This is a genomic window from uncultured Altibacter sp. (genome assembly GCF_963972995.1).
Taxonomy (GTDB): Bacteria; Bacteroidota; Bacteroidia; order Flavobacteriales; family Flavobacteriaceae; genus Altibacter.
Genome location: NZ_CAXAXI010000009.1, coordinates 46,170 through 61,104 on the forward strand (window position 1 = coordinate 46,170; position 14,935 = coordinate 61,104).

Annotated in this window: 12 protein-coding genes; 5 read left to right on the forward strand and 7 right to left on the reverse strand. The window is 44.4% G+C overall.

Translation table 11 applies throughout. The features are described 5' to 3' along the window. Positions 1–49: 49 nt before the first annotated feature. Positions 50–385: a single-stranded DNA-binding protein gene (gene ssb, locus AACZ11_RS05545; protein ID WP_290628879.1), complete on the reverse strand. Its 336-nt coding sequence runs from the start codon at positions 383–385 to the stop codon at positions 50–52. Between the two features lie 308 nt (positions 386–693). Between ssb and acs the strand changes: the two genes are divergently transcribed. Beyond that, complete coding sequence (acs, locus tag AACZ11_RS05550; protein WP_290628878.1) at positions 694–2,601, forward strand: acetate--CoA ligase; 1,908 nt, start codon at positions 694–696, stop codon at positions 2,599–2,601. A 53-nt stretch (positions 2,602–2,654) separates the two neighbouring features. Here acs and AACZ11_RS05555 read toward each other — a convergent pair whose 3' ends face one another. From AACZ11_RS05555 to gdhA, 5 genes are all read right to left on the reverse strand, one after another. Next, the gene (locus AACZ11_RS05555; protein ID WP_290628877.1) at positions 2,655–3,626 is read right to left on the reverse strand and encodes a class I SAM-dependent methyltransferase; all 972 of its coding nucleotides are present in this window, start codon (positions 3,624–3,626) and stop codon (positions 2,655–2,657) included. Between the two features lie 58 nt (positions 3,627–3,684). Next, positions 3,685–6,093, reverse strand: a complete 2,409-nt coding sequence (locus AACZ11_RS05560; protein ID WP_290628876.1) for a TonB-dependent receptor — start codon at positions 6,091–6,093, stop codon at positions 3,685–3,687. Positions 6,094–6,097: 4 nt separating this feature from the next. Further along, positions 6,098–6,814: a DNA repair protein RecO gene (recO, locus tag AACZ11_RS05565; RefSeq protein WP_290628875.1), complete on the reverse strand. Its 717-nt coding sequence runs from the start codon at positions 6,812–6,814 to the stop codon at positions 6,098–6,100. Beyond that, the gene (locus AACZ11_RS05570; protein WP_290628874.1) at positions 6,814–9,117 is read right to left on the reverse strand and encodes a T9SS type A sorting domain-containing protein; all 2,304 of its coding nucleotides are present in this window, start codon (positions 9,115–9,117) and stop codon (positions 6,814–6,816) included. The genes recO and AACZ11_RS05570 overlap by 1 nt, the downstream gene beginning before the upstream one ends. Positions 9,118–9,259: 142 nt before the next feature. Then, on the reverse strand, positions 9,260–10,603 hold the full coding sequence (gdhA, locus tag AACZ11_RS05575; RefSeq protein ID WP_290628873.1) for an NADP-specific glutamate dehydrogenase: 1,344 nt from the start codon (positions 10,601–10,603) through the stop codon (positions 9,260–9,262). 247 nt (positions 10,604–10,850) lie between these two features. Here gdhA and AACZ11_RS05580 point away from each other — a divergent pair, with 247 nt between their 5' ends. Then, on the forward strand, positions 10,851–11,651 hold the full coding sequence (locus AACZ11_RS05580; protein ID WP_290628872.1) for a DUF6089 family protein: 801 nt from the start codon (positions 10,851–10,853) through the stop codon (positions 11,649–11,651). Between the two features lie 63 nt (positions 11,652–11,714). Here AACZ11_RS05580 and AACZ11_RS05585 read toward each other — a convergent pair whose 3' ends face one another. Beyond that, on the reverse strand, positions 11,715–12,854 hold the full coding sequence (locus AACZ11_RS05585) for a cystathionine gamma-synthase (protein ID WP_290628871.1): 1,140 nt from the start codon (positions 12,852–12,854) through the stop codon (positions 11,715–11,717). Positions 12,855–12,924: 70 nt separating this feature from the next. Here AACZ11_RS05585 and AACZ11_RS05590 point away from each other — a divergent pair, with 70 nt between their 5' ends. From AACZ11_RS05590 to AACZ11_RS05600, 3 genes are read left to right on the forward strand one after another with little or no spacing between them, the layout of a single operon-like run. After that, complete coding sequence (locus AACZ11_RS05590) at positions 12,925–13,689, forward strand: DUF3298 and DUF4163 domain-containing protein (RefSeq protein ID WP_290628870.1); 765 nt, start codon at positions 12,925–12,927, stop codon at positions 13,687–13,689. Then, positions 13,686–14,042, forward strand: a complete 357-nt coding sequence (locus tag AACZ11_RS05595) for an ArsC/Spx/MgsR family protein (protein ID WP_290628869.1) — start codon at positions 13,686–13,688, stop codon at positions 14,040–14,042. Before AACZ11_RS05590 ends, AACZ11_RS05595 begins: the two co-directional genes overlap by 4 nt. Further along, entirely contained in the window at positions 14,042–14,932 is an 891-nt protein-coding gene (locus AACZ11_RS05600) for a DMT family transporter (RefSeq protein ID WP_290628868.1), read from the forward strand. Before AACZ11_RS05595 ends, AACZ11_RS05600 begins: the two co-directional genes overlap by 1 nt. Positions 14,933–14,935: the final 3 nt, after the last annotated feature.

Consider the following 14,935-nt stretch of genomic DNA (forward strand, 5'->3'; position numbering starts at 1 on the left):
AAAACCCCGCTGCATAGTACAGCGAGGTTTTAATGTATGTAGGTAACTTCTATTTACCTCCCAACAGCAATAACTCGTTACAGACCACTTCGGTGGTATAGCGTTTGTTACCGTCCTTATCATCCCAAGAGCGGGTGGTTAGTTTGCCTTCTACGGCTACTTCCTTGCCTTTGGTGACGTAGCTTTCTACGATCTCGGCCGTTTTTCCCCACGCTACTACATTGTGCCATTGGGTGTCGGTGACCCGCTCGCCTTTCTGATTTTTGTAGCTCTCATTGGTCGCAATACTGAATTTCGCCAATTTCTTCCCGGATTCCAATGTAAGGACTTCGGGGTCGTTTCCTAAGTTTCCAATCAACTGTACTTTGTTTCTAAGTGTGCTCATAATTTCTAAATTTTATAGATTAAACAGTTAAGATAATGCCCGGGTGTCTCCCGGATCCTTTTAGCCTGAATCATCACCAGTTGTATTACCTGTACACAATAATGTCACTCCAACGATTCAACAGTGCAAATATGAGACAGCTTCCAAAAACAAGTCGGTTGGTACGTATTTACTATCGTTTATAGTTATTTGTAAACGTTTGTAAACTTTTTAATTATTGCTTATCAGTGTTTTATGAAATTTCTTTTCAGAAAAAAATCTTTTTTAAAAAACAGTATCTTAGAGGGAATTTAAGTTTCTGAAGCTTTATGAGTAACTACCATATTAAGAATCTAGAAGAATATTTTCAAGTCTATCGCAAATCGGTACGCGATCCGGAAACCTTTTGGGAAGAAATTGCGGAAGAGAATTTCCTCTGGCGTAAACCTTGGGACCGGGTTTTGGAACACGATCTCACTCAGCCCGCCGTTCGATGGTTCCAAGGCGCCCAACTTAACATCACCGAGAACTGTATCGATCGGCACCTGTATGCACGGGGATCAAAAACGGCCCTTCTCTTTGAACCCAACGATCCTTCGGAGGAACCGCAACACATCACCTATAAACAATTGCACGAGCGGGTATGTAAATTTGCGAATGTATTAAAGGAGCAAGGGGTTAAAAAAGGAGATCGGGTATGTATCTACCTCCCCATGATCCCGGAATTGGCGATCGCCCTTCTTGCCTGCGCACGCATTGGCGCCATCCATTCGGTGGTGTTTGCGGGATTTTCTTCTACCGCTCTTGCCACACGTATTAATGACTGCGACTGTTCCATAGTTGTGACAAGCGATGGTGGGTATAGAGGTGCCAAGACCATCGATCTTAAAGGGATTGTAGACGAAGCATTGGAACATTGTAAAGGCGTAACGACCGTGTTGGTGGTTAAGCGAATCCATTCAGAAATAAACATGCACAAAGGTCGGGACATTTGGCTACAACCGCTGTTGGACGAAGCCTCCTCGGTATGTCCAGCGGAACTCATGGAAGCGGAAGATCCGTTGTTTATCCTCTATACCTCCGGCTCCACCGGAAAACCAAAAGGCATGGTGCACACCACCGCAGGCTACATGGTCTATACCGCTTATACTTTCAAGAACGTCTTTCAATACCGCGAAGACGATGTGTATTGGTGCACTGCCGATATCGGATGGATCACGGGACACAGCTATATTGTCTACGGACCTTTAGCGAACGGTGCAACAACAGTCCTCTTTGAAGGTGTTCCCTCTTACCCGGACTGGAGTCGGTTCTGGGCCGTGGTGGAAAAGCACAAAGTAAACCAATTTTACACAGCACCCACGGCTATTCGAGCCTTAGCCAAAGAGCGACTGGACTTTTCCGAAAATCATGACCTTTCCTCTCTTAAGATTCTAGGAACTGTGGGAGAGCCTATCAACGAAGAGGCCTGGCACTGGTACAATGATAATATTGGTAAAAAACAGTGCCCCATCGTAGATACATGGTGGCAAACAGAGACCGGCGGTATCATGATCTCACCTATCCCCTACGCTACACCAACAATCCCTACATTTGCCACCTTGCCTTTACCCGGGATTCAGCCTGCGCTTATGGACGAAGAGGGTAATACGCTGCACGGAAATTCGGTGAGCGGACGTTTGTGTATCGGTTTTCCCTGGCCCGCCATGGCTCGTACCATTTGGGGGGATCATCAACGGTATAAAGACACTTATTTTTCCACATTTAAAGGCTATTATTTTACCGGAGACGGCGCTTTACGAGATACTACGGGCTATTATCGTATTACAGGTCGCGTGGACGATGTGATCATTGTTTCGGGTCATAATTTGGGAACGGCCCCCATTGAAGACGCTATCAATGAACATCCGGCCGTTGCCGAAAGTGCCATTGTTGGATTTCCGCATGAGATCAAAGGGAATGCTTTGTATGGCTTTGTAATTCTGAAGGAAACCGGAGAACAGCGGGATCCCGCCAATCTTCGGAAGGAGATCAACCAGATCATCACCGAACATATCGGGCCCATTGCTAAATTGGATAAGATTCAATTCACCGAAGGTTTGCCAAAGACGCGGTCCGGAAAGATCATGCGCCGCATCCTTCGGAAGATCGCTTGTGGTGAAACAGACCAATTAGGCGACACCTCCACCTTACTCAACCCGGAAGTGGTCGATGCGATTATAAAGGATGTACTGTAAGAGTATTGGGATGACAGAAAGAATCCTTTCAGAAAAAACGTCACCTTGGAAACTCATTTCTTTTGATACACGCCAAACACAAAGTCGCTGTCATACGTCTCAAGATAGTTGTCTTCAAACTCAAACAGCTTCTGAAGCATCGCTTCCTGTTCCGGTGTTGGCGTCACAAAGTGGTGAGAAATATCCTTTAAAACGCTCATCAATATGTTGCCGCCGTATCCCTTTTCCTCGAGGGTATGGAAATGAGCGTGCAGGGCGGGCAGTATAGCTGCCGAGTCCACACATTCGCTGGGATCTGCCATGATCATTCGCCATATGCCACTGCCAAAGTAACGATTCTTTGGAAAGTTGGTCTTGAAACGTTTGCGGAAAGCAGGATTTATACGTTGTAACGCTTTGTTAATTGCCTTTATTTGATGGGTAGGATATTGCAATCGGTTAGGCCCCACATATTCGTTAATCACTACATGACCGTGAGGCTTCAGAGTCTTGCTTACCTGTGTTGTAAGCAATTTCTCTACGGCTTCAAAATGGTGGAGTGATGCATTGAACAACACGACATCAAAATAGCTTTCAGGAAAATCATAGGCATTCAAGTCGCTGGTTATAAATTTCATATTTGTAAGCTGTTGCGAAGTGGCGATCGCCTTGGCTTGTGCCAATCGATTTTCAGCAAGGTCCACACATACGATCTCCGAGAAATTGGGGTAGTGCGCTAATTCCAGCTCATGACTGCAGGTCCCCGCACCCAAGGACAGAATACGTAGGTTACTACGTCCCTTACAATACTTCGTAACAAAATGTTCTTTGTAGTTGACGTTGCTATTTCCGGTGATGAGTTTATTCCACCGTTCGCGTACCTTAGGGATAATCCACCAGTTGGAGGATTGTACAAAAGTATCGTCGAAGGCACTTTTGGTCCTCGACTTTTTGTTCAGTGTAAATTTACTCAAGAAAAAATCCCCCCCACGTTGCACTACCTTGGAATACATATCAATAAAATCGTCAAGCGTGATCCATCTCATATCAAACAAAAAGCGTTTCAGGCGGTAAAGATAGGGTTATTTCTCTTTTAAGGGTTTCTTAGAACGCATAGGTAGCCGCTACGATCAAGTTGCGCCCCGGCGCAGTGATCCCGGAACTATATGGCTGGTACCGCTGATCGGTGATATTCTCCAACGCAGCATTTAACTGAAGCGCTTCCGTAATGGCATACTGGGCTGCAAAGTTCAACGTATACCAACGAGGGGAATACGGATTGCCAAATGCGTCCTTGGCATAAAGGAAATCGTTCGCCGCCTGACTGGGCGCCAGATCCTGAAAATCGAATTGTCCGTTGTATTCAGCCGAAGCATTGAACTTCCATTTGTTCTTAGCAAAGGTGAGTCGTGTATTACCAAATTGTGGTGCTGCATGGCGAATAGGGTTTCGGCTGCCATCGTCATCCTCTTCAAACCCGTCGGTAATATTGTATTGAGAAGACAGTTTCCAATGCGGTGTGAAATTCACTTCGATTCCGGCCTCAAATCCGTAGATTTCAGCCTTCGCCGCATTTTGAATGGCCTGAACGTCACTTAGTTCTCCTTGATACTCGATTTGGGTCTGACCGTTCAAGCTAAAGTCCCGCCGCACCAGTGCGTCTTTTAGTTCGGTCATATATGTTGCCAATTCGATGATCACTATATTGTCGAAAGACAAGGTGGCTGCCAGTTCCCCGTTATATGCATATTCGGGTTTAAGATCGGGGTTGGGCACCACCACACTTCCCGGTTCACTGTCGAAGATCTTTCCAACATCGTCCACATTCGGAGCTCTAAATGCCGTAGAAAAGTTTGCCTTCCATCGCAAGATCTCGCTTGCCTGCCAAGATAATCCTGCGCTGCCGGTCAAGGCCCCGGTACTCAGGTTGGCATCGGCGAACGGGAAATCATAGAACCTTTCATCGAACATGGCATCAAGTAAAATATGGTTATAGCGCAGGCCTCCTTGAAACGAAAGTGTTTCTGCTAATTGATACTGAAGGCTGCTATATGCAGCGATACTTTGCCACGTAGCACCATCCGGGTAACGCGAAGCATCGGGCTGCGAAATTCCGGTAGTAATATCGGTTTGGCTCCCGTTGCTGTTCACTTTGTTGAATACATATTCCAGCCCGTAATGGAACTTCCCTTTCGCAAAGTCCTTTTCAAAATCCCAAGCTGCACTGTAGGCATGAACGGTCTCATCGGTTTCAAAAAGGGTCGGTTTGCCAAAATCGCGATCGTTTCGGCTTTCTTTGAATCGTTGATACGACAGCGTGATGATACTCTCGTCATAGATTCCGCCTTCATAGGCAGTATTGCGTGCCTCCAGATTTCCGGCCAGCCACTCTTGTGGGCCATAGTACCATTCCGCAGAGCGCAACATTCCGTTTCTTCTTCGTATCAATCGGTCATAACGTGAATAATCGCTGGTAGTTGTATAAAATAGGTTCAACCCGAAGTCCCATTTTTCCGAAGGCATAAAACGCACTTTTTGCATGGCATTGATCTGGTCGTATCCCGTAGGTACCTGTACCCGTGGGTCCGGGTTTGGGATCACTACATCCTCGCCATTAACCGTTTCCACATATTCGGGCCGTAGGTAGTCGTCGGGACCGTGCTCTCCCATTCTCATATCGCCGAAATCACTGTAGGTAACGCTTGTTAAAAAAGCCCATTCTTTAAGCCCTATGTTAACATCGACATGTCCTGTTTTTTCTTCGTTAGCAGTGGCATATCGTGCGGTAGTACTTCCGCTAAAGGACATGCCCTCTTCAAAAGAAAATTTGGGACGCTTGGTGTAAAAATTCATGACTCCGCCCAGCGCATCACTTCCGTAGACAACAGATCCCGGGCCTAAGACCACTTCGGTACGTTCTACGGCAAAAGGATCTATGGAGATCACGTTTTGAACGTTTCCCCCTCTAAAAATAGCGGTATTGAATCGAATCCCATCCACGGTGATCAACAACCTGTTGGTAGAGAAGCCACGTATCATGGGGCTTCCACCGCCCAGCTGACTCTTTTGCACGTAGACCTGTCCGCTATTCTCCAAAAGATCGGCAGCGGTTTGCGGATTCTGAAACTGGATATCTTCGGAAGTAACCGTTACTATTTGTTGTGGTAGTTCCTTCTTCTTTAAGCCGAATTTTGATACCGACAGTACTACTTCATCAAGACTGCTGGCATCGGTGGTCATGTACACCTTATTATTGGAAGCTATTATTTTGCTTTTAGCAAGCGAGGTTTTAAGGTGTGAAATGTGTTGAAATACAATGATCTCATCTTCTGAAAATGCTGAAATATCGACCATGCCGTCGAAGTCGGTCACCCCACTTTTGGATTTACCGGAATTATACACCGCGACCCCGGGGATAGGTTCTTGGGTTTCAATTTCCAGCACTTGGATAGTTTGTGCGCTGGCAGCGCAAAAGGAGCATAGAAAAACGGTTAAGAGTAAGATTCGATTCATAAATTCAATAGAGTTGGTTGAGGACCAAAAGCGACCGCGGTTGTTTGTAGCCTTGTATGTGAAGTTGGTAATACCGTAATACCAAATCCAGTGTATCAGCCCGTTCTTTTTTGGTTAATTTAATTTGCGGAAGTGCATCAAAATCTATGCCGAAGAAGGCTTTAAAAGTGTGTATTTGCGGGCCTTTTTCTGAATTCGGATCGAGCGGATTTTCTTGAAAAATACCTTCAGCCAGATTAAAATAGTGATATTCAATTGCTGAAGCATCCGGGTAGAACCCGAGATAGGCACTTAACTTTATTAAAAATAAAATATGGAAGTTGGCAATACTGTCATGGTGGTCCAACCAATGCAGTGATTGTTCCAGATACTGAAAAAGTTCTTTATTGGGTTCCTCTTCTTGGATACTGTTGCGCAGAATTTCAGAAAGAAACATGACCAACCCACTCTTTACCACATGGGTATGTAACGTTCGATAAGGCTGTGAAACTTTGGCTTCTTGAATACGCTCGAGGGATCCTTTGTTTCTGTGACTAACTACCAGTTCAAGCTGTGTTAAAGGTAAAAAATGGGATGCTTTAAGTTTGCCTTTCTTCGATTTTAGCACCCCCCGAAGCAAGTAACTTTTTAGGCCGCTTTGCTCGGTAAAACAACTTACGATTAAGTCGGCTTCAGAATATTTTAAAGAAGAAAGTACAATGGCGCGTGTAGTGAGAACCATTAGCGAATGATCATAATTTTCGACACTTTCGTTTCCAAGGCGTCGTCGGTTGTGATCAATACCAGGTAGACCCCCGAAGCGACCTTATATTTACCAAAAGCGGTGGTATCCCATTGAATGCTTCCTCCTTCACTGGTATCTTCATATACCAAGTTACCTTCAATATCGGTGATCTTCACATTGGCGCGTGCAGTGAGTCCGTCGATGGTAACATTGCCATTAAAGCCGGGCCGCACAGGATTTGGAAATACGTATACCTCTTCCAGAGTATCACGAGGAGCCGTAGACGTACCTTTATAGGCAACCAACCCATTGGTTGTCGCGAAATATACTGTCCCGTCCACAGGATCGATAGCGATGTCTTGTACCCCGTTGGAAGGAAGGGGAGAGTTATCTTTAGTGAAGCGCAGCAAGGTTTCTTGGCCATTCGCCGATAGATAGAATACACCGGTAGTACTGGTGGCGATCCATTTATTATTTGAGCCATCCACTTCGATATCTGTAATGGATTGCTGAAATAAAAGTTCCTGCGGAACGCCATCCTCCAAAAAGATAATGGGTTGTGCATCATTGTTTGCCTCGTCATTGAAAAAGTTCCCAACACTGAACAGAACACGAAGCCCCCGTGTGGAACCTATCCACAGTCGATTCTGATTATCGAATGCAAGGCTACGAATATCGGTGCTCACTAAGTTTCCGTTTCCTACATCATCACTAATGCTATTGAACTGTCCGTTCGCCGGATTATAGCCTATCAATCCGGTTTTTGATGCACCGAAAAACACATAGCCTTCTCTGCTTATTTTAAGGTCGCTAAAGCCTACCTCACTGTCGCCGTCGACAATGGTTGAGACATCTATAATTTGAAACTGTCCTCCCGGGGAGACTTTTATTAATGCGTCATCTGTGAAAGACTGTAGCGTCCACAGATTTCCGCTTCGGTCAAAATCGGAACCATAGATGCGTATTCCGGCGTTATCATTGTTTGGAGGGACAAACACTTCCGCTAAGGGGCTGTTATTCTGATTGTAAAGCAAAAAATCGTCGAGTCCTGTTATTTTCAACAGTCCTCTCTCGAACGATGATATCCAAGCTTCATCGGTATTAGTAGGGTTGATGGTCACTTCAACCAAGTCATTGATCTCTCCATTCACCGCAGCAGACAAGTCCTCATAGGGAATATTGGTCCATTCTTCTTCCCGTAGGTTGCTAATACCCCGTCGAGTTCTGGGAAAAGGATTGTAGCTTACATCAATATCTCCATAAACGACCCATACTTGGCCGGGTGTGACGTCCAATGCAAAAGGCCGATTTAAGAGAGGGCCATTGGGCAATATTTGTTCTGCACTATTCGTCCCAAAGGGCACTTGGAGCATCCCAATTTCCGTTGTTCCCATATAAAAGTTGTTGTCAACTGCAATTCCTGACTGTAGTTCATATTCGAATCCAGAGACAGTATTGACAAACGCCTGTTGCACAAAACCAGGTGCGTAGGTTTGAATCGTATTGGCGGTAGTGATCGTCAAAAGATTCTCTACGGTGTAGAAACCGACCACGGTTTCATTGAAGCTCCCCACATTTACAAAACCACCACCGGGAAAAAGTTCCAGTATAGCATTATCATTCCGAAGCGTATATACCTTGTCACCTAATCCTTGTACCCCGCGATGGAAACCACTAATAGCTGTTGACCATTCTTCATAATCGATAAGATCCGGATTGTCAACCAGAGCTCGTAACACGCCTCCCTGCGATGAAGAAGCATAGATAAAATCATCCACCACCGTAGTTTGATTGATATCTATCTGGGTTCCCAGCGGCCCAATGAAGTAGCTGTCTCCAAATTCCAAGGCGCTCAGGTCGAAAACCGATATGCCAAAATCGGCTGCAATGTAGAGGTTCCCTTCGTGTTCATTAAAATGATTGATCCGCTTCTTGTTAGGCGGAATGGTTTGCTTGTCGAGAATATCTACCACCGAAAGTACATTCTCTTCTCCGTCGATCACAATTTCGATAAGACCTGTTTCATACCCAACTACCAGAACGCCAAAACTCTCGCTGTAATAGATCGTTGAGATCGCTTCGGCAGAAAGTCCGTTGACGCTAGAAATGGTTTGCAGCTCCTGAGAGCCTAGATCATAGAGGAATACAGAATTTTCTGCTGCGGCATAGATCTTACCGTTTCCTTGTGAAATTCCAATCACAGAAGCATACGAAAAATATCCTTCCCACTGATCTTCAAAATTTTGCGCTGTGCATACTGCGGAAAATAGAATGAGAAAGAGAAAAGCAAAAAACTTCATAGATGGCAATGTTTTTTCAGATAGTATAACATGCTAAAATACTATTTATTGCAGGATTGGAATGAAAAAGGCTGTCTAAAAAGACAGCCTTTTTTGAGTATGTTGAAAGAGAATTAATTCTTTTTAAAAATTTTGCTGTCCCTTAAACAACGCCTTGCGCAAGCATTGCGTCGGCAACTTTCACAAACCCGGCGACGTTAGCTCCTTTTACATAGTCTACATACCCATCACCATCTTTTCCGTATTTTACACAAGCAGCGTGAATATCGTTCATGATAGCGTGTAAACGTTCGTCTACTTCTTTGGCGGTCCAATTTAATCGCAAAGAGTTCTGTGACATTTCCAATCCACTAGTGGAAACACCTCCCGCGTTTGATGCTTTTCCGGGAGAGAACAAGATTTTCGCATCCTGAAACACTGCAATAGCTTCCGGTGTACAAGGCATGTTTGCCCCTTCGCCCACACAAATACAACCATTCTTGACCAGCGTCTTCGCTTCAGCTTCGTTCAATTCGTTTTGAGTGGCACACGGCAATGCGATGTCACAAGTTACATCCCAAGGGCGTTTGCCTTCGTGGTATTTTGCTGAAGGATACTTATCTACGTATTCACTAATACGACCACGCTTCACATTCTTCAGTTCCATGACAAAGGCCAATTTTTCGGTATTGATTCCTTCTTCATCATAAATATATCCTGCAGAATCTGAAAATGTCACCACCTTTCCTCCAAATTGCATGGCTTTTTCGGCAGCATATTGTGCTACGTTTCCGGAACCGGAGATCACGACAGTCTTCCCTTTAAAGCTTTCGCCTCGTGTTTCTAGCATATTCTTAGCAAAATATACATTCCCGTATCCTGTTGCTTCAGGACGGATCAAAGAACCCCCGTATGACATCCCTTTTCCGGTAAGTACTCCGGTAAATTCATTTCGAAGGCGCTTGTATTGTCCAAACATGTACCCGATCTCTCTTGCTCCTACGCCAATATCTCCTGCAGGAACATCGGTATTCGGACCAATATGACGGGCCAATTCGGTCATAAAGCTTTGGCAAAAACGCATTACTTCATTGTCGCTTTTCCCTTTTGGATTAAAGTCCGATCCCCCTTTTCCACCACCCATGGGAAGTGTGGTAAGGCTGTTCTTGAAGGTTTGCTCGAAGCCAAGGAATTTTAGTATACTTAGATTCACCGACGGGTGAAAGCGCAACCCTCCTTTGTACGGTCCAATAGCCGAGTTGAACTCGACACGATACCCGCGGTTTACTTGAATATCACCGTTGTCATCGGTCCATGGTACGCGGAAGATAATAGTACGCTCCGGCTCTACCATGCGTTCCAGCAACATCTTATTTTGGTATTGTTCGTTCTCTTCAATGAACGGAATAACAGTTTCGGCTACTTCGGTAACGGCCTGCATAAATTCAGGCTCGTTGGGATTGGACTTTTCTACGTAGGAAATGAAGTCTTTAATGCTTTGTTTCATCTGCTTGTATTTGTTACTATTTATAAAATATCGTTTAAAATAAGGAGCCTCGTTATTCCTTGAATATCACGTTCTTTCCACTCAATATACTTAATCTTCGAGATTTCCGTTATTTAGGGAACAAATATAATGTATATAGCAAAAAAGCGAACGCTTTTTTTGCGAATACACTAAAAAACAATAGAATATTTCTCTGTTACAGATGTTTTTATATATTTGTTACGTCTCAATCTAAACCGAAAACATAATGAATACCAGAATATTGCTGTTGGTATTTTTCTTCTTGATGCTTTGTAAGCAGGAAGTTTACAGCCAATTTGGCTTCTCCCACGAGGTTGGGATCATTACAGGCCCCGTGGCCTTCTACTCCGACTTTGGAGAACGTAACGACTTCGAAACCAATTCTGGGAATATAGGTTTTGGTGTTGGTTTGATACACTACCTAAACTTTTCATACCGGGCAGATTGTAATTGTTATACCCGAGACACCTATTTCAATGACCATTTTAAGTTACGAAATGAAATTGATTATCACAAAACCAATCTTGAACACCTGGGAAAATGGGTAGATCCGGACAAAACAAGTATCACTGCCGATCAGCTTCGGGCTATGAAAGGTTCTACCACTGTTTTTGATATTGGGTCTCAATTAGAGTACTTCCCATTGAGTATTCGTGATTTTGCGGCCGGAGGTTATAAGATTGCACCCTTTGCCAGTTTTGGAGTGCATTGGGTAAACTACGACCCCGAAGTGTACAGTGAACTGGGGCCCCTTAATACACCCATTACTACTCCAAGAAAATATTTTAACTCTTTTCAGCAAGAAAGTGACTCAACGTGGTCTGTAGTTATGAGCGTGGGGATTCGATATAAATTAACCCCTTTGAGCGATCTAATGCTCGACAGCCGTTGGCAATACTATTTTTCCAACTGGGTAGATGGCTTGAACCCTTCTTTCGAGAATAACCAAGTGGTAGAGGTTCCGGAAAACAAAGCGAACGATTGGATCTACTGGCTCAATATTGGCTATATCTATTACTTAGATTAATAAAAAAATAATTAAAAAGCCCCGAAGTTTCGGGGCTTTTTTAAATAAGGGTGTTTCTTGACCTTATCCTATAGCTTGTTTTAAATCATCAATAAGATCATCGGCATCCTCAATCCCTACGCTCAACCGAATGAGTGAATCGACAACACCGGTTTTTTCGCGTTCCTCCTTAGGAATACTGGCATGGGTCATACTCGCCGGATGTCCGCATAAGCTTTCCACACCGCCCAAACTTTCGGCCAGTGTAAAGATTTTTAAATTCTCCACAATGCGTATCGCCTCGTCATAATTATTCCCTTTGGTCACAAAAGAGATCATTCCGCCAAAATCGTCCATCTGTTCTTTTGCAATCTTGTGATTGGGGTGACTCTCAAATCCGGGCCAATATACTTTTTCGATCTTTGGATGGTTCTTTAGGTATTCGGCTACTTTTTTACCGTTCTCACAGTGGCGCTGCATACGTACATGCAAAGTTTTTATTCCGCGCAACATCAAGAAACTATCTTGAGGGCCGCAAATGGCACCGCTGGCATTTTGAATAAAGTACAATCGATCTGCCAAATCTTGATCACGCACTACCAAAGCACCCATCACCACATCACTATGTCCTCCAAGATACTTTGTGGCACTGTGCATCACGATATCGGCTCCAAGGTCCAAAGGACGCTGTAGGTAGGGCGTGGCAAAGGTATTGTCTACCGCTAATAAAAGGTTATTCTTTTTTGCGATCGAAGCTGCCGCTTGAATGTCGATAATGTTCATCATGGGATTGGTCGGTGTTTCGACCCATATGAGTTTGGTGTTCTCATTCACATAATCTGCAATATGCTCGGCATTCTCCATTCCTATAAAATGAAACTTGATGCCAAAATTCTCGTATACTTTTTTGAACAAGCGATAACTCCCTCCATACAAATCGTTGGTTGAGATCACCTCGTCACCGGGCTGTAACAATTTCATCACTGCATCGATGGCTGCCAAACCACTTCCAAAAGCAAGTCCGTGATTGCCATTCTCCAAACTGGCGAACGCTCGCTCCAAAGCCGAACGCGTTGGGTTGTGAGTTCTTGAATACTCGAACCCCTTATGTCCTCCCGGGGTAGACTGTGCGTATGTGGTTGTTTGATAAATGGGGGGCATGACCGCTCCGTACGCCTTGTCGTGCTCCTGCCCTCCGTGAATTGTTTTGGTATTAAACTTCATAAATTTCAATTTTGAAAAACAAAAGTACATGATTCCGTTATGATAAATAAATCTATAGTATTTTTAACGAATGAATAACAAATCTTTGGTCATCTTACTGCTTTTTCTTATCGGTATTAGTTGTGCCGAAGAGGTCGTGCTTACTGTTAGTTCGAAAAATCTCACTGAAGCCGATGTGGCCGTATGTACCGATGCCTTTTGCCCGGAAGTGACCGTCAATTACGTGGTCATTTCGGGAAACGAGGAAGTTTCAGAAAAAATCAATTATAAAATAGCATCGTTTGTGATCAATGCGTTGCATCTGGGTGATCCCGAAGAAGCTCCCACGGCCGGGACCATTTCCGAAGCCATTACTCAATTTATTAAAATGTACCGCATTCACAGCGCCGAATTTCCTGATATGGGAGCCGCCTATTTTGCGAATGTTTCGGTGACAGAAACCTTCCGGTCTTCTCATCTGCTCTCTTTCGAATTGAAACACTATTTGTTCACCGGAGGCGCCCATGGGTATGGAAGCACGATTTATATGCACATCGACCCATTGACCGGAGCAGAAATTCATACCGAAGCACTCTTCGCAGATCTCGACGGGTTTACGACCTTCGCCGAAAAGAAGTTTCGTGAAGCGAACGACATCCCAACGTCAGAAAATATAAACGCAACCGGCTTTTGGTTTAAAGAAGATACCTTTGCGCTACCAGAACATATTGGGGTAAGCGAACAATACATAATCCTGCGCTACAACCAATATGACATTGCGAGCTATGCTGCCGGTCCTATTGAATTATTAATTCCAAGAAAAGAAGTCGAAACTTATTTACAAATCAAGTCATGAAAAAGATCTATTACCTCTCTTCCTGTGACACCTGCAAACGCATTCTCGATGAATTGGAACTCCCGCAGTCGTTCATTAAACAGGATATCAAAACACAAGGCATCACCGAAGAAGAATTAGAAGAACTGTACAATCTTGCGGGCAGCTATGAAGACCTTTTTAGTAAACGGGCGCGACTTTACAAAGAGCGAAACCTAAAAGAGGAACGTTTGCTTGAAGAGGATTTTAAGAACCTGTTGCTCGAACACTACACCTTCTTAAAACGGCCTATTTTGGTCAACAACGATCAAATTTTTATCGGGAACAGTAAAAAGACCGTAGCGGCAGCAAAAAAATCGGTACATACACATTGATGAACAAACGCGTACTTGCTTTACTTGCGGCAACAGCTGCCAGTGCCATCTATGGTGCCAACCATACCATCGCCAAAGGGTTAATGCCCGATGTAATAGCGCCCTTTGGGTTTATTCTGCTTCGTGTTTTGGGTGCAGCCTTGGTATTTTGGGCACTTAGTCTTTTTGTTCCTTCTGAAAAGGTCGATCGCCGGGATTGGTTTCGCATCGTGGCCTGTGCTTTTTTTGGGATGGTGCTTAACATGCTCATGTTCTTTAAAGGATTAAGCCTGTCTACGCCTATAAACAGTTCCGTGGTGATCACCCTGGCTCCGGTGTTGTTGTTGGTGCTTTCGGCTATCTTTCTTAAAGAACGTATTACTTGGCTTAAATCTGTTGGGATAGGTCTGGGGCTGGGCGGTGCCCTGTTGCTGATACTCTTCGGACTCAAAACGCAGCCCAATGCTCCCAACATTCCGTTAGGAAATATGTTGTTTATAGTCAATGCCGCCTCCTATTCGGTATATCTTATCTTGGTAAAACCTTTGGTGGCCAAGTATAGCTCCATCACCCTTATGAAGTTGTTCTTTTTGTTCGCAGTAATTATGAATCTCCCCATTGGCATCCATGAATTCACAAATGTAGCCTGGGGAGAACTAGGCTGGAGTTCGATCTGGCGATTGGCCTTTGTGGTAATTGGTACCACGGTGCTTACCTATCTCTTCAACATCTATGCGTTGAAACAATTGAGTCCGTCCACCATTGGGGCCTTTATCTATTTACAACCGTTATTGGCGGCATTTATCGCCGTACTTGCGGGATCTGATACACTAACGCCCTTACGCGGACTTGCCGCCGTTTTGATCTTTATTGGAGTGTTCCTGTCTACTCGGAAGCCTCGGACCGTATAATGC